The organism is Microcystis sp. LE19-84.1B (assembly GCF_027531875.1).
Classification (GTDB): domain Bacteria; phylum Cyanobacteriota; class Cyanobacteriia; order Cyanobacteriales; family Microcystaceae; genus Microcystis; species Microcystis panniformis.
The window spans coordinates 13,315-34,701 of the sequence record NZ_JAPZSR010000425.1; the positions used below are offsets into that span (position 1 = coordinate 13,315).

Consider the following 21,387-nt stretch of genomic DNA (forward strand, 5'->3'; position numbering starts at 1 on the left):
TGACGTATTCTCCCCATTTGCTTCTCCCCTCTCCCCTCTCACCAATTCACAATTCACAATTCATAATTCACAATTCATAATTCATAATTCATAATTCCCTAAGTCAAGTTAAAATATCCGCTCCCAACATCCGTTGATATTTAGCCTCTAAAGCTTGTTTCAAGTTGGGCAAAGTGATTAAATGGGGATCATCTAACATAATTTTTTCGGCGGCATCTCTTGCCAAAACTAACACCTCTTGATCCTCCACTAAACTAGCGAGGGCAAAATCTGGTAAACCCGATTGTCGTTGTCCTAAAACTTCCCCCGGACCGCGAAATCGCATATCCATTTCCGAGATAAAAAAGCCGTCTTGGGATTGTTCCAAAACCGTCAATCTTTGACGGGAATTAGCACTATTACTGCCACTTAAAAGTAAACAATAGGATTGATGGGAACCTCTGCCGACGCGCCCCCGTAATTGATGCAATTGTGAAAGGCCAAAACGTTCGGCATTTTCAATTAACATCACCGTGGCATTGGGAACATCCACCCCCACTTCGATAACTGTAGTTGAGACAATAATTTGCAGAATATTATCGCGAAAAGCTGTTAAGATTTCCTCCTTTTCGGCGGAACTCATGCGACCATGGAGTAAACCGATATTAAAATTGGGAAAAATCTTTTCTGATAAATTTTGATATTCTTCCACCGCAGCCCTCACATCTAATTTTTCCGATTCTTCAATTAAGGGAAAAATCACATAAGCTTGTCTGCCTTGGGCAATTTCACGGCGAATTAAATCATAGGCAGCCCTTCTTTGATTGCCATTTAAAACGGTGGTTTGAATCGGTTGTCTGCCGGGGGGTAATTCGTCAATTTGACTCACATCTAAATCCCCATGCAGGGTTAAAGCTAAAGTACGGGGAATCGGTGTTGCTGTCATGGTTAAAACGTGGGGAGACTGTCCTTTGCTTAATAATCTTGCCCTTTGTTGTACCCCAAAGCGATGCTGTTCATCAATAACAACTAACCCCAATTTGCGGAAATTAACTGCATCTTGAATTAGGGCATGAGTTCCCACTAAAAGTGGTAATTCTCCTGTCTCTAATTGGGCGTGAATTTCTCGCCGTTTAGCGGTTTTTGTGGAGCCAGTTAATAATTCTACGGGTAAATGTAAGAGATTAAACCAGCTAACTAACTTACGATAATGTTGTTCCGCTAAAACTTCCGTAGGAGCCATTAATGCCGCTTGATAACCGGATTGTAGGGCTGCTAAAATGGCATAAACTCCGACAATTGTTTTGCCAGAACCCACATCCCCCTGCACAAGACGATTCATCGGGGTGCTAGAATCTAAATCCTCTAAAATTTCCTCAATAACTCGTTTTTGAGCATTGGTTAATTGAAAGGGAATTATCTGATTAAATTGATCAATTAGTTGACCTTTAGCACTAAAAATAGCACTTTTCTGTGTCTGACGATACTGTTGCCGCCGCCGCAGAAACCCCAATTGTAAAAAGAAGAATTCATCAAAAACTAATCGCCGTCGCGCTTGACTGAGAATCTCGGAATTATTGGGAAAATGAATGTTAGTAATTGCTGTTTTTAAATCGATTAATCCGTATTGTTTTCTTAGACCGAAAGGTAGGGGGTCTTTTATCGCCTCTACTGCCCCAAAAGCGGCGACTACAGCCTTTCTAATTAGGTCGGCGGGTACTCCATCGGTGAGGGGATAAACCGGCAGGATACGCCCGATTTTTAAGGACTCAATACTTGCCCCAGAACTGTCTAATAACTCAAATTCAGGATTTTCTAAAGTTAACCCATATTTTCCCGCTTTGACTAAACCACTAACCGCCACCACCGAACCGACGGGATAGAGTTTTTTTTGTCCTTCTTGCCAAGCACGATTAGTATAGCGAGTTCCCGCATAAAAACGGTTTAATTTTATCTGTCCAGTGCGATCCTGTAAGAGCAATTCAAAGATAGCTAACTTGGTATTTTTGGGGCTATTAAAACAATTACATCGCTTGACATTCCCCACTAAAGTTACCGTTTCCCCCTCGGTTAAATTAGCGATATTGACTTGACGACTGTAATCCACATGATCCCGGGGATAATAATATAATAAATCTTCAACTTTGTGGAGGTTTAATCTTTCTAAAAGACTGGCTTTTCTCTCTCCCACTTCCGCTAGATATTTCAAGGGTTGTTCCAGGGTGACTTGCCGTGGAGAATTAGCCTTTGCCGTGATGGGAGTGGTATTAATAATTTTCGCCGCAGCTGGTTCTTTTGGGGTAGGGGTTGCTTCTAAAGTTTGCCGTAATTGTTGCAAAAAATTGCGAGTTTCGGCGACTAATTGTTGTCTTTGTCTGGGATTAAATTGGGAATATTGGGCAAATTTTTGGGCTAATTCTCGCCAGCGATTTCTCTCACTGGTGGCAATTCCCACGGGAGGATTATCCCCGAAACTAAGACAGAAAAACTCGCTAAAACGGTATTGATTTCCCTGAAGATCGGGATAACCTTTTTCCGCTTCTACAGATAAGGCTTTTTGTAATCTCACCCAGTCGGGTATTTCCCCTTTCATAATTGCCTCTTGACTCCAAATTTCCCAGTATTATGTTTCCCTAATACCTCTGTTTGATTATAACTGATTAATCATACCAACTACTGCGCCACGCCGCTTCCGCTTGAGCAATAGTATATTCTTTGCGAAGGTGATGATATTGTTTACCTAGACGATTTAATTGTTCCCAAAGGGAGCGAATTTGATTTCTTTCGACACTTAAGCGCGTATCAGCAAATTCCAGTTCAGCCATTCGTAGATGAATTGCCGTTACTTTAGTGACTTTGCCACTTGAAAAATTATGATCATCCCCATCATCTTCATCTTCATCTTCATCTTCATCTTTTGCTTCCTCTGGTTCAGGGTTTTTAGCTTCTACTAAAATGTTTAACATATTATTTCCTCCACCTAGGGATTGTCCCTCTTCTCCCGCTTGAATTGCCATATCGATAATTTGACTGGGTAGATGAGGGGGAAGAATATAAGCTTTTTGTAGTTGCTGATTAATTTGTTTGGAGAGATGATTGAGAATCTCGATACAGTTTTTTTCCAGCACTCGACAACAATAAAGTAAAATATCGGGGTTATTAATCTCTCCAGTTGCGGCTAGATTTTCTGGTTTGTTTAGAAAAAGTTTCAAGAAATCTGGGGTATTTTTCGTCTCTGCTGGACTTTTAGAGAATCCTACCCCTGAAAATGTCCCTCGATCGAAGCTCTGCTCGCCCAATTGCTGTAAACTGGCTTTAGCCTCTTGTCCTAGAGCTTTGATCTCCTCTTGTAGTTTCTGACGATTGCTGTGGGAGAGAGCCAGAAATTCCCCCCCATAGTAGCGGGTACAGATATGATACACTGCCCCGATCGCCTGTTTATAGAGAGATTCACCGAGTAAATCAAGATAAATTCGGTATTTTTCCCGCATTCTTTCGGCTAAATTTGCCACTTCCGTTTCTATGTTCCTTAAATCTTGTTGTAGCTTGTTCAGTCTTCCAGTCATAGAAATTTTACCGAGGGAGAAGTTAGCGATCGGCGAATTCTATTATAGCGACTTACTGTCAGCTATAGCATCCTGACCAGGGGGAGATGTTTAGACTCGATCGGTTGTCAGTTATTTTAGCTATTAGCTTTTTGCAGACCAGCTTTTAGTATTTGTTTTGGCAAAGATAACTGCTATAATCAGGCTAATTAGTAGGAAAACTCTCTATCTCTATATTTTTGCATAGTTTACACCACAAGTCTGGGCATGAAAACCGACAGTATTTTTTATGATCTTTTTCAATCTTATCCGTCAATTTTCTTTGAATTAATCAACCTTTCCCCCAGAGAAGCAGCGAATTACCGCTTTGATTCCGTCGAAATCAAGCAACTAGCTTTTCGTATTGATGGCGTATTTTTGCCCAATATCACCGATCCTAGCATTCCTATTTATTTCTGCGAGGTGCAATTTCAAGATGATCAGAATTTTTATGGCCGTTTCTTTGCTGAAATCTTCTTATATCTCAGTAAAACTGCTTTTAACAATGATTGGCGCGGGGTGGTCATTTATCCCCATCGTCGGGTAGAATCAGATCAGGTTGTACGTTATCAAGACTTATTGACATCTGGGAGAGTGACGCGAATCTATTTAGATGAACTAGATGATATTAATCAAGATTCCCTCGGTATTGCCACTATAAAATTAATTATTGCTAAAGAAAATCAAGCAGTGGCAACAGCCAAACAACTTATTGAACGAGTGCGAACTGAATTTACCCAACCGCAAAACCTCCTACAATTAATAGAAACGATCCTTATCTATAAATTACCACGTCTAAGTCGCCGGGAGATAGAAGCCATGTTTAGTTTAGATGAACTGAAACAAACCCGTTATTTTCAAGACGTTCGAGAAGAAGGTAAACTGGAAGGTAAACTGGAATCTGTGCCGCGTTTATTGGCTTTAGGTTTAACGGTAGAACAAATTGCTCAAGTTTTGGACTTAACTGTAGAAAAAGTGCGAGAAATACCAGAAACCCATTAAGATAATCTAGCAGTAAGCTATGACAGCGTTTTTCATCAAGAACAAGTGTAATCTAATTTGGTATCGACGACCGACTCCTCAAAACGATAACTTCCTACCTCACCTATGACTAGCAATCCTTCAGCTTCTTTAAGATTAAAAAAAAACAAAATTACCGACACAAATATCACTCTCTCCCATGGCAGTGGTGGCAGAGCAATGCGGGATTTAATTAACGAGATATTCGTCAATAACTTCGATAATAACTTACTGGCACCCCTTGAAGATCAAGCCCGATTTGAGATTAAAGATTTAGCTAAAATAGGCGATCGCTTAGCATTTACCACCGATTCCTATGTGGTTTCTCCCCTATTCTTTCCGGGGGGTAATATTGGCAGTTTAGCAGTCAATGGAACCGTTAATGATTTGGCTGTCGGTGGGGCAATTCCTCTCTATCTCAGTTGTAGTTTTATCCTCGAAGAAGGTTTATCTATTGACACCCTAAAAACCATCGTTACCAGCATGAAAATAGCCGCCGAAAAAGCAGCGGTAAAAATCGTCACCGGGGATACAAAAGTCGTTCCCAAGGGACAAGGGGATCAAATATTTATTAACACCTCTGGAGTCGGAGTAATTCCGGCCGGAATCAATTCCGGGGCGAATAATTTACGAGTTGGCGATCGCATTTTGATTAACGGTTTTCTGGGGGATCACGGCGCCGCCATTCTGATTGCCAGGGGCGAATTAGACCTACAATGCACAATCGAAAGCGATTGTCAAGCCCTGAATTCTTTAATTTCTGCAATTCTGGAAGTTTGCCCACAAGTTAAAGCGATGCGGGATGCCACTAGAGGCGGATTAGCCACGGTTTTAAACGAATTTGCCCAAAGTTCAGGGGTGGGAATACAGGTGCAGGAAACGGCGATCCCCATCCGGGAAGAAGTGCGAGGAATGTGCGAATTATTGGGCTTAGAACCGCTTTATCTGGCAAATGAGGGCAAATTAGTCCTTGTCGTCCCTCCGGAGGCGGAAAATCGCGTTTTAGCAGTGATGCGTTCCCATCCTGACGGTAAAAATGCTGCTTCTATCGGGGAAGTCGTCGCTTCTCCCCCCAATTTAGTTTACTTAAAAACCCCTTTCGGCACTAACAGAATTCTCGATATGTTAGTCGGTGAACAATTACCGAGAATATGTTAATTAGACAGGAGACAGTTTTAAAGGAAAAAGTGAAAACTAAAAAAACAGATAGTTGGGGTTTTGGGGTTTTAGTTGAAATTTACCTGATAACTGATAACTGATAACTGATAACTGATAACTGATGACTGATAACTGATAACTGATGACTGATAACTGATAACTGATAACTGATAACTGATAACTGAAAATGCACGAACTAGGAATCACCCAAAATATTATTGAACTTGCTTTAGAGCATTCCCGAGGAATGAAAGTTAGGCGCGTGGTGTTAGAGATTGGTAAACTAACGGCAATTATGCCAGAATCGATCGCTTTTTGTTTTGATACCTGTTGTCAAGGTACTAATATAGAGGGGGCAATGTTAGAGATTCTGGAAATTTCTGGTTTAGGACAGTGCCAAGATTGCGGAAATGAGCTAGAACTAGAATATCCCTACGGAATCTGCGATCGATGTGGTAGTCGCAATATAGTCATTTTACAGGGTCAAGAATTAAATCTCAAATCCTTGGAGACAGAATCCTTATGTGTGTAACCTGTGGTTGTTCTGATAACTCGGAAGTAACGGTAACTAATCCGCAAACGGGAACCCATGAACATATTTTAGCCGATGGTACTGTTATTAGTCATAGCCATCACGCTCACGCTCACGCTCACGAGCATGAGCATCCCCATCATCCTGCGGAAATTCACGCTCAAATTCATGGCAATATTCTCCAAGTTGAGCAAAATCTGCTGGCAAAAAATAATCTATTAGCGGCACAAAATCGCGGTTGGTTGAAGGGGAGAAAAACTGTTGCTCTTAATCTGGTTTCTTCCCCTGGTTCGGGAAAAACTACCCTGTTAACTCGCACAATTGCCGATTTAAAAACCGCTATTCCTATCAGTGTCATTGAGGGAGATCAAGCTACAGCTAATGATGCTCAAAAAATTAGTGAAACCGGTTGTCAGGTTATCCAAATTAACACCGGAACAGGTTGTCATTTAGAAGCATCAATGGTAGAGAGAGGATTAATCGAACTCGATCCACCGATGAATTCTTTAGTCATGATCGAAAATGTTGGTAATCTAGTTTGTCCTGCTTTATTTGATTTGGGAGAAAATGCCAAAGTCGTCATTCTTTCCGTCACCGAAGGGGAAGATAAACCGATTAAATATCCCTATATGTTCCACGCTTCTCAAGTCATGATCTTGACAAAAATAGACCTACTGCCCTACGTTAATTTTAACCTCGATCGCTGTTTAGATTACGCCTATCAGGTTAATCCCAATCTGAAAGTTTTTCAAGTTTCCGCTACCACAGGAGAAGGTTTAGATGCTTGGTACAGTTGGTTAAAATCACTGGTTTAAGTTAAGTAGTAACACACCCAAAAAGTTCAGTCTAACCGCAAGAAAAATGACTCTAGCACTTAATCAAAATATTTATAATCAACTGTTGACTAAATTTCAACCCAAGATTATTGAAAATGAGGAAGAATATGAGCAAGCGCGTCATCTTCTCCTTAATCTAATTAGTAAACAGGATCGACTACCAGAAGAAACCGCGATGGTTAAATTAATGGCGACAATTATTAAGGATTTTGATGCCAAACAACCTCAACCCGAACCAGCTTCACCGCAGGAAGTATTATTACACTTAATTGAAGCCAACAACATGAAACAAGCTGATTTAGTTGGTAAAATTGGTTCTAAGGGTGTGGTTTCTGAGATTGTTAATGGCAAGCGATCGATTAGTAAAGCTCAAGGGAAAATTTTAGGAGAGATTTTCAATGTTTCCCCCAGTGTATTCATTTAATTCTCTATTAGTTTTTCATGAAAACCACCGTTATTGTTCCCCCGATTAAATGTCAAAGTATCAAAACTAAACTGGTATCATCAATCAAAAATTTAGCGGATCAGCAAAACTTTGATCGCTGGATAGAACCCTTTTATGGTTCGGAGTTGGTAGCTTTTAATTTACAACCCAAAAAGGCTTTATACTAAATCTAGTTATTAAAAACTGATTATTTATTTCCCCATTTTGCCTATTGCCCCCCCGATGTCGGGGGGGTTGCCTTTTGCATTTCCTAACCAAGAAGTTAATTTTGTTCTAGTGCTTAATCATATTCTTTTGCCGCTTGTACTAAGGATAAAAGTTGTCCGGTTTGATCGGTTCCCGATACTCCTAAATCACTGTGACAGAGGATAACTTTTTCGCTTACCCTTGCTAATAAATCCCTTAAAATTCTCTGTAAACGTGCCTGATTTTCCTCTAATTCTGCTTCCGTTGTCCAGCGTTGATAGGGACTTTCTCGCCAAAAAATCGGCGCAGCAAAAAGAGTGGAAGCACCTCCTTGTTCCCAGAGTGGGGAGGAACAATCTAGCCAAAAATGCCAACGATGACTAGAACGAAAAGAACGATATTGAAAGATATTGCCTAGGGTAACTGCCGGGGAAGATTTAATAAATTGTCGCACAGGATAGGGATTAGCAGTGATTGTGCCACGACGCAAAAGTTGGATAAACTGACTAATAGTTTCGCTGGGACTTTGAAAAGAGGGTTCACTCTCACGCAAACGGCGATCGATCTCCCAAAAATGTTGGGCAGTTTCCATTAATTCTCGCAAAGCTGCCAAGTGATCGAAGGGCAAATTTTCCCCATCGTTTAATAATTGTTCGATCGCTTGATTTAAGACAAAAATCGGGAAAAGTTTGGCTTCTTGCTGCCGTTTTTTCATCCCTTCGATCCAGTGACAAATTCTTTCGTAGGCAGTACAAGCTTTTTGTCCTAAGCGATCCCAACGGGGAAAAGTTTCGATCGCTAATAAACGAGGATTTTCCAGAGCCACTTGATAACAATGATCGGCAATTAATCCGGCGCGAACCGGATCGATATCGGGAATTAAATTTTCTTCTTCATCCCAGCGATAACGGCTAAAAATCACCAGCATTTCCGCTATAGCCTCTTGGGGGGCTAAACGCCCCAAATTTTCATAAACAAGGGCGAGAAGGGTCAATAATGCCCGAATCAGAGGACAACTGATCAGGGGTCGTTGTTCGTTGAGGGGTTGAACGGCTATCCCAGCACCGGTTAAAATTTCCATCAGGCTATAACGGGCGATTTCGTCTAAACCAGGGGCAATAACGGCGATTTCTTCGGGTTTTACTGCCCCTTGCTTGACTGCTTGAATAATAGCTGTGGCTGTCTTCCGTAACAATTCGGCGCGAGAGGTGGTTTGCAGGGAGATGAATTGATCGGGAAGATTGCCAAGATAGTTACCGTCGCTGATTAAGGAGAGAACCGTCTCGCTAAACTGAGCAGCTAACCCGTCAGTGGTAGATAATGACATAATTTGACAGCGTGCCGCTAATTTTTGTATATAATCGGGATCGGCAGTTAATCCTAAGCGAATTTTTCCCTGGGGATTGTAGGTAAAAACGCTAAAATAATCATGATCGAGGAAAAAACTGAGTAAATCCTTGGCAATAGCCGGATAATCGTCCACATCGTCCGCAAAAACCCCCCGGAAGCGTTTTAATAGTTGCTGTTGATAACGACTATCAGGGAATAAATAGCGCCAATAGAGTTCGTAGATGATACCATAACTTAATAAACCACGTTCTAGAGACCAATCACGCCATTGAATGATTAATTCTCCCACTTTTTCTGGTATTTCCTGCTCATTAATTGCTAAAACTCGTTTTAAATCTGTTTCTGATAATCCGTCGGCTAATCTTTCGGGTATCTTTTCTGCGGGAACACCACTAGCACCGGCTAATTGTAACAAATCGAGAACTTGACGCACGAAACGATATTCATTTATGCTAGTAAGCTGGAAGAATTCGGCGATTGCTGGTTGCCAGAGACGGGTGGCGAGTTCCTGCTCCGTTTCTGGGCGTAATCGGCGGGGAAATTGGGCTTTTAGCCCCAAAAACTCGAAAATTAACGGCCAAAACAGGATGACTTCATCGGTGAGAAAACCTAAAGGGGTTTTGCAGAGAATCGGATAGCTACCCCTAACAGCAATGGCTAATCGATCGGCTAATTCCCGTTTATTATCATCGTTGGCAGCGAAAACTAAGATCGATCGAGGAAGGGGGGATGATTTTGAGCGATCGCGAGACACCCAGCGCCGAAATTCCCCGACTAAAGCGGTGGTTTTTCCCGATCGCGTGCCACCTTCGATCCAAATTGGTATGATTGACATCGTTTTTTCTCGATTGTATTTGTTAAGATAACTGATCGGTACTCTAGCTTTTCTCCCTTGTGGAAGTAATTGTTTCCTATGAATCTTAATCGGATTTTGCAAGGTGTTAATCAATGGTTATTACAAACTCCTGAACGTTCTTTAGATGAGGCTTATCATGCAGCTTTGAAGATTAAGGAGATAGAAGACAAGCATTTTCAAGGGCGAAAAGTGGCGAATGAATTCTCGAATTATGGCAGCAGCACTAATTCCTATTTTATCGCAGAAGTTAAAGGTTATCTGCAAAAAATTAAAGTCAGATTGACGGAGTTTAAAGCTAGTCGCTCGATCGTTAATACCTTCGGTCCAAATCAACCAACAATTAATAATGGGGTGATTACTGTCACCACAGATGTTTGTCTGAAAAAACTTCAGTTTATCGATAGTATTATCGGAAAATATCAAGATAATTATTGGCCAGAAGATATTCAAGATGTTCCCAAAAGTATCCAGAACAGAAATTTTGAGCAGGAAACAGCCAAAAATAAGACTTCTAGAAATCGCTCTTTTTTAGCAGCGGGTAGTATTGAAGATGAGGAAATAATCAAAAGTAATAAATCCCAAAAAGCTACGGAAAAACCGGGGGTTTTACCCCGTTCTTTTGTCAATACTTTTAACCGCATTAAACAGGAAATTGATCCCCAAGCGGGAGAATCGGAGGAGGCAGTTTTAAAAAGATTTCGCAATTCTCGTTATAAAACCGCCATTTCTCTCAAGTTTATTTTACTGTTAATTATTATTCCTTTGTTGACCCAGCAATTAACCAAAACTTTCCTGATTACCCCCTTGGTTAATAAATATTTCCAACAACAGGAACAGTTTATTTTTATCAATCAGGATTTAGAAGAAGAAGCTTTTTCGGAACTGAGAAGATTTGAGGAAGCTTTACATTTTCGAGGTATGATTGGTTTAGCACCCAAATTATCTAACGAAGAAATCGAGGGAGAAATTACCAAAAAAGCCGCGGTACTAAGTGAAGAATTTCGCCAACGAGGTTTAAATGCGATCGCTAATATTTTCGCCGATATTTGTTCCCTGATTGCCTTTGGTTTTGTTGTCGCTTTTAGTCGTCGGGAAATCGAGATTGTCAAGTCTTTTCTGGATGGCATTCTCTATAATCTTAGCGATTCAGCTAAAGCTTTTTTAATTATTCTCTTTACCGATATGTTTGTCGGTTTCCACTCTCCCCACGGTTGGGAAGTGATCCTAGAAGGGTTAAGTCGTCATTTCGGTTTACCAGAAAATCGCCAGTTTAATTTTCTCTTTATCGCCACTTTTCCCGTTATCTTGGATACAGTCTTAAAATATTGGATTTTCCGTTATCTCAATCGCATTTCTCCCTCGGCAGTGGCTACCTATCGTAATATGAATGAATAGGGTAAAGTCAGGGAGAAACCTGATAATTTACTCTTCTAATTTGGGGGGGATAATTTGGCCGCTGTCTCTTGTACTTTGGTAAGTTCTAACTGCAAAGCAGTGGCAATCTGTTCTATACTTAAACCTAAAGCTAGTAAACTGGCGATCGCTTCAGTTTTAGCTTCTTCACGACCTTCTTCACGACCTTCTTCTTTAGCTTCTTGATAAAGTCGAGTCTGTCTGAGATCATCTAATCCGAACATAGCTTCTAACTCCGTGCGACTAAGATTAGTAAATTTATAGGCTAAGGTTCTTTCAATTAATTCTACAACTTTTTGCTGGAAAACTAGATCATCAATTTCAGCGATCGCTTTTTCTAAAAGTGGTTTTCCTCGTTGCTGTGCTAATTGGGGTGTAGCGACAATTAACTGAATAATTCCTAAACCCAGAGACGGAGCCGGACTATCGATTAATTCATCTAAATAAATACGTCTGATCTGTCCCGTTATCTCAAATCCCCGTAGTTGATAGGGAAAATTATTGTCGATATCCCTAGAGGCAAATAAAGCTACAGCCATCCAATCCTGAACGGGTTTATACTGATTGAGATAGATGACAATTTCTGTTAAAAATCGCCAATAAAAATCACTTTTATCCTGAAATTGCACTTCAACAAAGTAAATAATTAGTTCCGGTGCTGCTGTGGTCGGTAAAAAAATACCGTCAAAACGACGCGCTAATTCTTTGATTTCTCGGGAGGAGAATTGATAATTTTCAGCTTTCTGGGTTGATTCTCCCAGTAATTCAAAAATTAACCCCGGAAAAGTTTGCAAGAGTTGATAAAAAATTGTATCGGTCTTCACAAGCTTGAAAAAATCTAGATGTTTACTAACAATTACTTACAAATCATCCAACAAGAGCGTGACTAACACCTTATCGACGCGATTACCGTCCATATCCACCACTTCCAAGCGCAACCTTTGCCATTCAAAATGATCGGCAGCTCCCGGAATCCTGCCAAGATGGGTAATAATAAAACCCCCTAAAGTGTGATAATTCCCCTGTTTTTCCCCGGGTAATTCACTGATTTCAAATAACTCTTTAAAATCTTCGATCGCCACTGTGCCATCGATCAACCAAGAACCATCTTCCCGCTGCACGATCTGTGCATCTTCAATATTATCTAATTGGGGTAAATCGCCGACAATTGCCTCTAAAATATCCTGGCGCGTCACCAATCCTTGAATCACCCCGTACTCATCCACTACCAAGGCAATATGATGACCACTTTGCTGTACCAATTCTAAAACCTTTAAACCCCTAGTGCTTTCCGGCACAAAAAGCGGCTGCTGTAAATCCTTCGTTAGATCGAAACTTTCACCGGTTAAACAATCGGCCAATAAGTCTGTGACTTCGATTACCCCCAAAACCTCATCTAAACTGCCCTGACACACAGGAAAACGGGTATGATTGCTCTCAATTAGCTTCTGGCGGTTAATTTCGGCACTATCTTCCAAATCTAACCAAACAACATCTGGACGCGTGGTCATAATCTGACTGACTCGGCGATCGCTCAATCCTAACACCCTTTCCACCATATCCTGTTCTGCTTCCTCAAAGGTTCCCGCTTCGGTTCCCTGTTTAAGCATAATTTTCAATTCTTCCTCCGTAATTGGGGAATCATTATTATTACCGCTAATCCCCAACAAACCGAGAATCAGATTAGTCGATTGACTCAAAAGATGGACAACGGGCGAAACAATTTTTGATAACCTATTCAGAGGATCAGCAACGAGGATAGCGATTTTTTCAGGATTACTTAAACCTAACCGTTTCGGCACTAATTCCCCCACCACTAGGGATAGATAGGTAATAATTAACACCACTAATCCTAATCCCAAAGCTTGACTGTAGGGGGCTAAAACAGGAACTTGGGCCAATAATTGCGCCACACTGACCGATAAATTAGCTCCTCCGTAGGCCCCAGCAAAGATACCCACTAGGGTAATGCCAATCTGCACCGTCGATAAAATTTGATTGGGATCATTGGCCAATTTTAAGGCCACCGCCGCCCGTCGATCATCTCTGGCTAATTGTTCCAAACGGATTTTGCGGGCCGAGACAATGGCAATTTCCGAGAGAGCAAAGACTCCATTGAGGAGGATGAGGAAGAAGATAACAAGAATTTCGGTAGTCGCCGAGAACATGGTTAAAATTTACAGGTAAAAGGGCGGATAGTTGTTTGTATCATAGTGCGAGGATCGGTTAAGTTCAGTAAAGAATCATCTTGATTTTTAACGAGTTACGAAGGCTTGTGTCTGGAGGGGGTTACTCCCAGTATAAATGGGATAGGATCAAGTCCGCACTCTTAGCTCAGTTAGCAGTGAACAGTCAGGAGTGACCTGTTGCCAGTAAAAAAAGTTGTCCCTGGGAGAGTGGGGACAAACTATCTCAATCTATTCGCCTGAAAAATTATGATCGCTACACCCGTATCCTCGAAATCGAACCCTATCACGGAAATACGCCCCGGACTACCGACTATTTGCGGTTGGGAACAGGAAATCGCAGCGATTGTCAATCACGATGATCCGATCTTTTTACCGACAACAAATCTCAAATTAGACAATATTAACGCTGGTTTTGCCTGTGCCTTGCATATGCACCAACCCACCATCCCCGCAGGTGTTAACGGGGAATTAATCTGCAATCTCCAGCATATGTTCGAGCATCAAGGGGATGGCGATAACCATAATGCCAGCGTTTTTGCCTGGTGTTACAGTCGCATGGGCGATTTTATCCCACAATTGGTGGCGGAAGGCTGTAATCCCCGGATTATGCTTGATTATTCCGGCAATCTCCTCTGGGGTTTGGTACAGATGGGACGGCAGGATATCCTCGATAAACTCAAATTAATCACCTGTAACAGTCAATATCAACCCTATGTGGAATGGTTGGGGACGATGTGGAGTCATGCGGTGGCTCCTTCCACACCGATTCCCGATCTAAAATTACAGATGCAAGCATGGCAAACCTATTTTGCCTCGATTTTTGGCCCGGATGCCCTGAAACGAGTCAAAGGGTTCTCTCCCCCGGAAATGCACCTTCCTAACCATCCCGATACCCTCTACGAGTATATTAAAGCTCTGAAAGAATGCGGCTATCGTTGGTTATTGGTACAGGAACACTCGGTGGAAAATCTCGACGGTTCGGGATTGAGTCAGGAACAAAAATATATTCCTAATCGCCTGGTGGCCCGTAATTCTCGCGGTGAAGTGATTGCGATTACTGCTTTGATTAAAACCCAGGGTTCCGACACCAAATTAGTCGCCCAAATGCAACCCTACCACGAGGCCAAATGCCGCGGTAAACAGCAAATCGGCGGCGTTTGGGTTCCTTCCCTAGGTTCCCAGATTGCCGACGGTGAAAATGGTGGCGTGATGATGAATGAATTTCCTCGCGATTTTCCCAATCCTTGGCGGGAAATGCAGGGGGGTTCCAGTGTGGCAGGATTTAACGGTACGGAATATCTGGAGTTAATCGAGGCTGCTGGCGTTAATCCCCAAGATTATCCCCCAATTCAAGCCGTACACCAGCATAAAATCTGGCAGCGAGTTAATCCGGATGCCGCTACCCCAGAAGCAGTGGAACAGGCGATCGCTGATTTAAAACAGTCCGACCACCGTTTTAGCATGGATGGGGCATCTTGGACAAATGATCTCAGTTGGGTGCGCGGTTACGAAAATGTCCTCGAACCGATGAACCAATTAAGCGCTCAATTCCACGAGAAATATGATCCTTTAGTACAGGCGGATCCTAGTTTTACCCGACGACCGGATTATCTGGAGGCACTGCTGTATAATTTGCTCGTGCAAACCAGTTGTTTCCGTTATTGGGGCCAGGGTACTTGGACCGATTATGCCCGTACTTTGTACGAAAGAGGCGCGGCCTTAACCCGCTAAGATATTAAGCTATCTAGGGTTTGCTGAAAAAACTTATTCAGCAAACCCTAATTAAAGAAATAGTTAAATCCTGATAAAAATCCTCCTGTTTTAATTCCACTTTTGATTGAGAAGCCAGTAAAAGTAAAGCCCAAAAAATCGCGACCTTTTCCTGTGTTGCCGAGTGACTAGAGGGTTTTTCCCCTTGCCATAAATCTAATAAATACTCAAACTCTATCTCATTTTTCTCTAATTGAAAAAACTTTCTCTGCAAAAAAAAGTCCAGTTCCGCTGCCAATTCCGTCAGGTTTTCTTGGTGGGCCAATTCTGTGATAATTTGTACCGCTTCCCGTCGGGATTGGGGCCGGGGTTTCGGGACAACTACAGGCAGTTTCGGTAAAGCTTCAATCTCTAGGGCAATCTGTTGTAATTGAGTGATTAACTCCTGCAAAGTTACCCGTCTTTTGCGCGGTGGTGGGGCAGCAGTACGACGGCGAATATGATTTTCTAGATAACGGGGTAAAGTTCTTAATTCCCGTTCTAACTCGCTAATTTCCTCATCTATCAGACTTTCTTCTTGCTGGTCCAAAGACAATCTTTCTAGGGTATCAGCCTTAAATAAAACTAACATAGAAGCCCATAAAAAAGCCTGTCCCGATTGGGGTAAATTAGCCTGAGCCATGGCTAAATCTAGATCATTTAATAACCCCAATTCCGCCAAAAAGCGATCGATCACATCGATAACCTGCACATCCCAAGGGTCAATTTCTCCCTGTTCCGCCATTTCTAACAGAGATTCGATCGCGTCACTAGCTGAGGTGATAGTCATGATTCTAGAATCTTGTAGGATCTCAAAGGATAGAATTTAGCAAGCAAAACCATGGACATATCGATCGCTGACCTGCGTTTGGACTACAATCTTGAAGAATTGCTAGAGTCCGAAACATCTGCCGATCCTTTCATTGTATTTAAACAATGGCTAGAACGGGCGGTATCTTCGGGAAGATTGGAACCCAACGCTATGACTTTAGCCACTATTTCCCCGGAGGGTAAACCCCGGGCCCGCATGGTACTGTTAAAAGACTTCGATCCTCGCGGTTTTGTTCTCTTTACCAACTACCAAAGCGCCAAGGGACAGGAATTAATCGCCAATCCCAATGCGGCCCTAGTGTTTTGGTGGGGAGAATTGCAACGGCAAATTAGGATCGAGGGAACTGTAGAAAAAATCAGCGAGGAGGAATCGGATAATTACTTTTTTGTCCGTCCCTGGGAATCTCGTTTAGGGGCCTGGGCCTCCAATCAAAGTGAAGTTATTTCTGGGCGAGATATCCTCGAAAAACGCCTAGCAGAACTAAAAGAAGAATATGCTGGTCGTGAAGTTCCACGTCCTCCTCATTGGGGCGGTTTTCGCCTAATTCCTATTTTAATCGAGTTCTGGCAAGGTCGCCCCAGTCGTCTCCATGATCGTCTCTGTTATTATCGTCAAGAAGATGGCAGTTGGCAAAGGCAACGTTTAGCTCCTTAGTTTGATCTTGACACCTTGTATTGGCAAAATAGCTCGATACTAATTCAATTTGTCATTTTAGTCTTGAGATAATATTAGGTCGATGTCTTTTCCCAACCCGCGCTTCCCTTAGCGATCGGGTTGGGCTATTATGTTAATTGTAGAAAGGCAACCCGTCCGCCCTAAAGTTTCAGAAAAACGATAGAATTGAAAGGGTTGTGGTTTGCATCCTTCAAAAATAACTAGAGAATTAATATGACCATCAATAATGTTGGACTTCGAGAAACCTTAGAAGCATTGCGGGTTGCGGGTTGGGAGCATCTCATTTATGCAAGTGAGTAATTATACTTATTCCTAAAACTGGTTTCTAGCAAGGCTTTTAAAATAGCTTGACATAAAAACCTGATTTAGGGGTTACAAAGGTGAGATGCTCCCTTGCGGGTTGAACTGAGTAAATCTATTTTAGCCTCTGAGGGTGAGCAGATTCGCTTTGAAGTGGGTGAAATTGAATTAGAGGTTCAATTTGTGGTTGAGCAGTCGAAAGAAGGCAAAGGTGGGCTAAAATTTTGGGTAGTAGAAATGGGTGGGGGTACCACCAATAAAGATACGATAACCCATAGAATTAAAATTCCCCTTAAACCCATTGGGAAAGATGGAGGAGCTATCAAGACAGCAAGTGATTATAAACCCGATTAGAATTTTATACCCCTAGGGACGTAATGCTTGCCCCCAAAGCAGTTAATTTGTAGGATGGGTTAGCGAAGCGTAACCCATCACCATCCCAGAATAATACGTTACATCAATCCGATAAGTTATGCCCCAATTCCAACCCGATCGCGCTTTAGAAATTGTTGCCCCTAAGTATGGCACTGCCTATCGAATTGGGGGACGTTTACTCTTGACTTGTCGGCATCTGTTTGATAATAGTAACGACTGTAAAGTACGACTTAGATCAGCATCAAACTATTCTGATAAGCAGGATATAGACGCTCAAGTAATTTGGAAAGCTCCCGATAATATCGATATAGCCTTAGTAGAATTACCAGAAACTATCGAAACTTGTGATCCTGTAGGTTTTGGGGTGTTACCTGATGCGAGTAGCACCCAAAAAGTTAAATTTGACTTTTTGGGCTTTCCTCTATTTTTACGGTATTCTGAAGATGGTATAAAATACGCCACAGGGTTACATATTGAGGGAACTATCGATGTGGCTAATCGTGTTCCTCATAACCGTTTGTTATTAAATATTAAAGATAGCAAAGAAATCCAACCCACCGATGAACAATTAGAAAGATTAGCAGAAGATCAGTCACCTTGGCAAGGAACATCGGGATCAGCAATTGTTTGTTATGGGTTAGTGATTGGGGTACAATCTAAACATCCCATTATAGATCGTCCAGCATCTTTAGAGGCTGAATCTTTGGCCATGGTTTATGATAATCCTGAATGGTGTGAGATATTAGAAAACCATGATATTGATCCTGAACCTAAACCGGTTATATCCGCTTCTTTAAAATCTTCTTCCTATCGCAATCAATCTCCGCCTAAACCGAGTTATTTTGTCGAACGTCCAGAGGTTAGTATTGAGTTAAAAAAACTTTTATTGTCAGAAACAACGGAAAAAACTGGAACTTTAGTTATTAGTGCGATTTATGGCTTAGGAGGTATTGGTAAATCCACTTTAGCGGCAGCTTTAGCACAAGAAAAAGAAGTTCAAGCTTTTTTTCCTGATGGCATTTTCTGGGCAACTTTAGGACAACAACCAGATATTTTATCCTTTCTTCATGGCTGGATTCAAGCTTTAGGAGATTATAATTTTAAGCCGACAGGTATTGATGCGGCATCCTTACACTTGAGGACTTTATTAGCAGATAAAAAGGCTTTATTAGTGGTAGATGATCTCTGGAATGTAGAAGATATTGAACCTTTTAGAGTAGCAGTAAATCAATGTAAATTATTAGTAACCACTAGGGAAGTTCCCGTTAAAGGGGCAATTCGTTATGATTTGGATGTGATGACCGAATCTCAATCTTTAGCGTTATTAACGGGTTATTTAAAGCAGGAATTAAATTTACCAGATCAGAAACAAGCCAAAATTATCGCCAAAATTGTCGGTTATTTACCGTTGGCATTAGAGTTAACCGCGGCACAAATTGAAGATAATATTTATTGGGCTGAATTAATCGAAGATTTACGATCGGAAATCGCTCATTTAGAAATTTTAGACCGCTTGGAAGCTGGAGATACTGCCAATGAAGAAAAACGAAAACATTATAGTTTAATTGCTTGCTTTAATCTCAGTTTAAAGCGATTAAATGGGCAAAAATTGAGACAATTTAGTTGGTTAGGAGTTTTACCCGATGATGTTACCATTACGGAAAAGATGGCGACGACTTTATGGGATTGTCCGGTTAGAGAAGCGAGGCAAACTTTAAGATATTTACGGGGTAAGGCTTTGTTATTAACGGGGGTTTCTAGTGAACAATTAACCAGTTATCGCGTCCATGATTTGTTACATGATTTAGCCCGAAATCTGATCCTAGCGTCTCCTAATACTGAAACGGATTATCAATTACCGGGGTTAGGGTTATCAATGGCTGAGGCACATCAACAGCTTTTACAACGGTATCAAAGACAGATTAAGAGATCCCCCCTAACCCCCCTTGAAAAGGGGGGAAAAGAGGTGGAAGTCCCCCTTAGTAAGGGGGATTTAGGGGGATCAAACTGGCATACTTTAGCAGATGATGGCTACATTTATAATCAATTGCTCTGGCATTTGGAAAAAGCGGGACAGATAGCCCAGATTCATCTATTACTGAGGGAAGAAACGGCAGAAGGTCATAATGGTTGGTATAGTCAATGTGAAAGGGAAGGGAAAACAGCAGTTTTTATTAAGGATGTTTCCCGGGCGTGGCAATTGGCGGAGGAGCATTTTATTGAGAATCCTAGTGACTCTATTGGGCTGCAGGTGCGTTATGCTTTGATCACCACTTCCCTCAATAGTTTGGCGACTAATATTCCACCAGAATTAATTGCGGCACTGATTAAACATGAAATATGGACACCTGCTCAGGGATTGGTTTATGTACGGCAAAGTCAAGATTCTAGCAAGCAAGCCGAAGGACTAGAGAAAATTACTCCCTATCTTCCCCCTACTTTATTACCCGAAGCCTTAGAAATTGCCAGAGGGATTGGGGATGAAAACTCCCGTGCAAGGGCATTGACCGGGTTAGCTCCCCATTTACCGGAAAGTTTGTTACCCGAAGCCTTAGAAGTTGCCAGAGGGATTGGGTCTAAATACAACCCTGCAAGGGCATTGATCGGGTTAGCTCCCCATTTACCGGAAAGTTTGTTACCCGAAGCCTTAGAAATTGCCAGAGGGATTGAGAATGAAAACTCCCGTGCTTGGGCATTGACCGGGTTAGCTCCCCATTTACCGGAAAGTTTGTTACCCGAAGCCTTAGAAGTTGCCAGAGGGATTGGGAATGAAAACTACCGTGCAGAGGCATTGTTCGGGTTAGCTCCCCATTTACAGGAAGTTTTACCCCAAGCCTAAGAAGTTGCCAGAGGGATTGGGGATGTAAACTACAGTGGTTCGTCATTGCCCGGGTTAGCTCGCAATTTACCGGATAGTTTGTTACCCGAAGCCTTAGAAGTTGCCAGAGGGATTGGGTCTGAAGACTCCCGTGCAGGGGCATTGACCGGGTTAGCTCCCCATTTACCGGAAGTGTTACCCGAAGCCTTAGCAGTTGCCAGAGGGATTGGGAATGAAAACTACCGTGCAAGGGCATTGACCGGGTTAGCTCCCCATTTACCGGAAAGTTTGTTACCGGAAGCCTTAGAAGTTGCCAGAGGGATTGGGTCTAAATACAACCGTGCAAGGGCATTGATCGGGTTAGCTCCCCATTTACCGGAAAGTTTGTTACCCGAAGCCTTAGAAATTGCCAGAGGGATTGAGAATGAAAACTCCCGTGCAGAGGCATTGACCGGGTTAGCTCCCCATTTACCGGAAAGTTTGTTACCCGAAGCCTTAGAAGTTGCCAGAGGGATTGGGAATGAAAACTCCCGTGCAGGGGCATTGATCGGGTTAGCTCCCCATTTACCGGAAAGTTTGTTACCCGAAGCCTTAGAAGTTGCCAGAGGGATTGAGAATGAATACTACTGTGCAGATGGTAAAAACTACCGTGCAAGGGCATTGACCGGGTTAGCTCCCCATTTACCGGAAAGTTTGTTACCCGAAGCCTTAGAAATTGCCAGAGGGATTGAGAATGAATACTACCGTGCAAGGGCATTGACCGGGTTAGCTCCCCATTTACCGGAAAGTTTGTTACCCGAAGCCTTAGAAATTGCCAGAGGGATTGGGAATGCAAGGGCATTGATCGGGTTAGCTCCCCATTTACCAGAAAGTTTGTTACCCGAAGCCTTAGAAATTGCCAGAGGGATTGGGAATGCAAGGGCATTGATCGGGTTAGCTCCCCATTTACCGGAAGTGTTACCCGAAGCCTTAGAAATTGCCAGAGGGATTGGGTCTGAAAACTACCGTGCTTGGGCATTGACCGGGTTAGCTCCCCATTTACCGGAAAGTTTGTTACCGGAAGCCTTAGCAGTTGCCAGAGGGATTGGGA

Annotated in this window: 19 protein-coding genes; 12 read left to right on the forward strand and 7 right to left on the reverse strand. The window is 42.2% G+C overall.

The window, feature by feature from the left end; genetic code table 11:
- Nucleotides 1–103 precede the first annotated feature (103 nt).
- Together recG and O9324_RS23915 are read right to left on the reverse strand one after the other, a co-directional pair.
- The gene (gene recG / locus O9324_RS23910) at nucleotides 104–2,572 is read right to left on the reverse strand and encodes an ATP-dependent DNA helicase RecG (RefSeq protein WP_288141502.1); all 2,469 of its coding nucleotides are present in this window, start codon (nucleotides 2,570–2,572) and stop codon (nucleotides 104–106) included.
- Between the two features lie 67 nt (nucleotides 2,573–2,639).
- On the reverse strand, nucleotides 2,640–3,545 hold the full coding sequence (locus O9324_RS23915) for a hypothetical protein (RefSeq protein WP_288141503.1): 906 nt from the start codon (nucleotides 3,543–3,545) through the stop codon (nucleotides 2,640–2,642).
- A gap of 246 nt (nucleotides 3,546–3,791) precedes the next feature.
- Between O9324_RS23915 and O9324_RS23920 the strand changes: the two genes are divergently transcribed.
- Nucleotides 3,792–4,565: an Rpn family recombination-promoting nuclease/putative transposase gene (locus tag O9324_RS23920; protein ID WP_287629432.1), complete on the forward strand. Its 774-nt coding sequence runs from the start codon at nucleotides 3,792–3,794 to the stop codon at nucleotides 4,563–4,565.
- Nucleotides 4,566–4,670: 105 nt separating this feature from the next.
- Nucleotides 4,671–5,741: a hydrogenase expression/formation protein HypE gene (hypE, locus tag O9324_RS23925; RefSeq protein ID WP_288141504.1), complete on the forward strand. Its 1,071-nt coding sequence runs from the start codon at nucleotides 4,671–4,673 to the stop codon at nucleotides 5,739–5,741.
- A 36-nt stretch (nucleotides 5,742–5,777) separates the two neighbouring features.
- Here hypE and O9324_RS23930 read toward each other — a convergent pair whose 3' ends face one another.
- Complete coding sequence (locus O9324_RS23930; protein ID WP_287704840.1) at nucleotides 5,778–5,948, reverse strand: hypothetical protein; 171 nt, start codon at nucleotides 5,946–5,948, stop codon at nucleotides 5,778–5,780.
- Here O9324_RS23930 and O9324_RS23935 point away from each other — a divergent pair.
- The 4 genes from O9324_RS23935 to O9324_RS23950 are packed head-to-tail and all read left to right on the forward strand — an operon-like array spanning nucleotide 5,929 to nucleotide 7,721.
- Nucleotides 5,929–6,273 (forward strand): hydrogenase maturation nickel metallochaperone HypA/HybF, encoded by a 345-nt coding sequence (locus O9324_RS23935; protein ID WP_287629434.1) that lies wholly within the window; start codon nucleotides 5,929–5,931, stop codon nucleotides 6,271–6,273. The two genes, O9324_RS23930 and O9324_RS23935, sit on opposite strands and share 20 nt — an antisense overlap.
- The gene (gene hypB, locus O9324_RS23940) at nucleotides 6,264–7,088 is read left to right on the forward strand and encodes a hydrogenase nickel incorporation protein HypB (protein ID WP_002770455.1); all 825 of its coding nucleotides are present in this window, start codon (nucleotides 6,264–6,266) and stop codon (nucleotides 7,086–7,088) included. Before O9324_RS23935 ends, hypB begins: the two co-directional genes overlap by 10 nt.
- Nucleotides 7,089–7,134: 46 nt before the next feature.
- Nucleotides 7,135–7,533 carry a helix-turn-helix domain-containing protein gene (locus O9324_RS23945; protein ID WP_287629435.1) on the forward strand — a complete coding sequence of 133 codons (399 nt, stop codon included), beginning with the start codon at nucleotides 7,135–7,137 and terminating at the stop codon, nucleotides 7,531–7,533.
- 17 nt (nucleotides 7,534–7,550) lie between these two features.
- Nucleotides 7,551–7,721: a DNA adenine methylase gene (locus tag O9324_RS23950; RefSeq protein ID WP_288141505.1), complete on the forward strand. Its 171-nt coding sequence runs from the start codon at nucleotides 7,551–7,553 to the stop codon at nucleotides 7,719–7,721.
- 113 nt (nucleotides 7,722–7,834) lie between these two features.
- Here the strand turns inward: O9324_RS23950 and O9324_RS23955 are convergent, their stop codons facing one another.
- The gene (locus tag O9324_RS23955) at nucleotides 7,835–9,925 is read right to left on the reverse strand and encodes a PD-(D/E)XK nuclease family protein (protein WP_288141506.1); all 2,091 of its coding nucleotides are present in this window, start codon (nucleotides 9,923–9,925) and stop codon (nucleotides 7,835–7,837) included.
- A gap of 78 nt (nucleotides 9,926–10,003) precedes the next feature.
- Between O9324_RS23955 and O9324_RS23960 the strand changes: the two genes are divergently transcribed.
- Complete coding sequence (locus tag O9324_RS23960; RefSeq protein ID WP_288141507.1) at nucleotides 10,004–11,341, forward strand: proton extrusion protein PcxA; 1,338 nt, start codon at nucleotides 10,004–10,006, stop codon at nucleotides 11,339–11,341.
- Between the two features lie 35 nt (nucleotides 11,342–11,376).
- Here the strand turns inward: O9324_RS23960 and O9324_RS23965 are convergent, their stop codons facing one another.
- Both O9324_RS23965 and O9324_RS23970 read right to left on the reverse strand, forming a co-directional pair.
- Nucleotides 11,377–12,183, reverse strand: a complete 807-nt coding sequence (locus tag O9324_RS23965) for an Rpn family recombination-promoting nuclease/putative transposase (RefSeq protein WP_288141508.1) — start codon at nucleotides 12,181–12,183, stop codon at nucleotides 11,377–11,379.
- Nucleotides 12,184–12,219: 36 nt separating this feature from the next.
- A complete protein-coding gene (locus tag O9324_RS23970) occupies nucleotides 12,220–13,527 on the reverse strand; it encodes a hemolysin family protein (RefSeq protein ID WP_052275642.1) in 1,308 nt (435 codons plus the stop codon).
- Between the two features lie 267 nt (nucleotides 13,528–13,794).
- Between O9324_RS23970 and O9324_RS23975 the strand changes: the two genes are divergently transcribed.
- Complete coding sequence (locus O9324_RS23975; protein WP_287629439.1) at nucleotides 13,795–15,279, forward strand: polysaccharide deacetylase family protein; 1,485 nt, start codon at nucleotides 13,795–13,797, stop codon at nucleotides 15,277–15,279.
- 37 nt (nucleotides 15,280–15,316) lie between these two features.
- Here O9324_RS23975 and O9324_RS23980 read toward each other — a convergent pair whose 3' ends face one another.
- Nucleotides 15,317–16,087, reverse strand: coding sequence for a segregation/condensation protein A (locus O9324_RS23980; RefSeq protein WP_002787823.1), 771 nt, complete (start codon nucleotides 16,085–16,087; stop codon nucleotides 15,317–15,319).
- A gap of 51 nt (nucleotides 16,088–16,138) precedes the next feature.
- On the opposite strand from O9324_RS23980, the gene pdxH reads away from it, so the two are divergent.
- The 4 genes from pdxH to O9324_RS24000 all read left to right on the forward strand — a co-directional run.
- Entirely contained in the window at nucleotides 16,139–16,783 is a 645-nt protein-coding gene (gene pdxH, locus O9324_RS23985; RefSeq protein WP_288141509.1) for a pyridoxamine 5'-phosphate oxidase, read from the forward strand.
- Nucleotides 16,784–17,197: 414 nt separating this feature from the next.
- Nucleotides 17,198–17,458 (forward strand): trypco2 family protein, encoded by a 261-nt coding sequence (locus tag O9324_RS23990; protein ID WP_288141510.1) that lies wholly within the window; start codon nucleotides 17,198–17,200, stop codon nucleotides 17,456–17,458.
- Nucleotides 17,459–17,576: 118 nt separating this feature from the next.
- Nucleotides 17,577–20,318 carry an NB-ARC domain-containing protein gene (locus tag O9324_RS23995; protein WP_288141511.1) on the forward strand — a complete coding sequence of 914 codons (2,742 nt, stop codon included), beginning with the start codon at nucleotides 17,577–17,579 and terminating at the stop codon, nucleotides 20,316–20,318.
- A gap of 45 nt (nucleotides 20,319–20,363) precedes the next feature.
- The coding region (locus tag O9324_RS24000) for an apoptotic protease-activating factor (protein WP_288141512.1) at nucleotides 20,364–21,387 on the forward strand (1,024 nt) is incomplete at its 3' end.

Coding starts and splice junctions, on each gene's coding strand:
- O9324_RS23950 (WP_288141505.1), top strand. CDS start 7,551: ATGAAAACCACCGTTATTGTTCCCCCGATTAAATGTCAAAGTATCAAA.
- pdxH (WP_288141509.1), top strand. CDS start 16,139: ATGGACATATCGATCGCTGACCTGCGTTTGGACTACAATCTTGAAGAA.
- O9324_RS23980 (WP_002787823.1), bottom strand. CDS start 16,087: ATGACTATCACCTCAGCTAGTGACGCGATCGAATCTCTGTTAGAAATG.
- hypB (WP_002770455.1), top strand. CDS start 6,264: ATGTGTGTAACCTGTGGTTGTTCTGATAACTCGGAAGTAACGGTAACT.
- O9324_RS23975 (WP_287629439.1), top strand. CDS start 13,795: ATGATCGCTACACCCGTATCCTCGAAATCGAACCCTATCACGGAAATA.
- O9324_RS23945 (WP_287629435.1), top strand. CDS start 7,135: ATGACTCTAGCACTTAATCAAAATATTTATAATCAACTGTTGACTAAA.
- O9324_RS23935 (WP_287629434.1), top strand. CDS start 5,929: ATGCACGAACTAGGAATCACCCAAAATATTATTGAACTTGCTTTAGAG.
- O9324_RS23970 (WP_052275642.1), bottom strand. CDS start 13,527: ATGTTCTCGGCGACTACCGAAATTCTTGTTATCTTCTTCCTCATCCTC.
- recG (WP_288141502.1), bottom strand. CDS start 2,572: ATGAAAGGGGAAATACCCGACTGGGTGAGATTACAAAAAGCCTTATCT.
- O9324_RS23915 (WP_288141503.1), bottom strand. CDS start 3,545: ATGACTGGAAGACTGAACAAGCTACAACAAGATTTAAGGAACATAGAA.
- O9324_RS23995 (WP_288141511.1), top strand. CDS start 17,577: ATGCCCCAATTCCAACCCGATCGCGCTTTAGAAATTGTTGCCCCTAAG.
- O9324_RS23920 (WP_287629432.1), top strand. CDS start 3,792: ATGAAAACCGACAGTATTTTTTATGATCTTTTTCAATCTTATCCGTCA.
- O9324_RS23955 (WP_288141506.1), bottom strand. CDS start 9,925: ATGTCAATCATACCAATTTGGATCGAAGGTGGCACGCGATCGGGAAAA.
- O9324_RS23960 (WP_288141507.1), top strand. CDS start 10,004: ATGAATCTTAATCGGATTTTGCAAGGTGTTAATCAATGGTTATTACAA.
- hypE (WP_288141504.1), top strand. CDS start 4,671: ATGACTAGCAATCCTTCAGCTTCTTTAAGATTAAAAAAAAACAAAATT.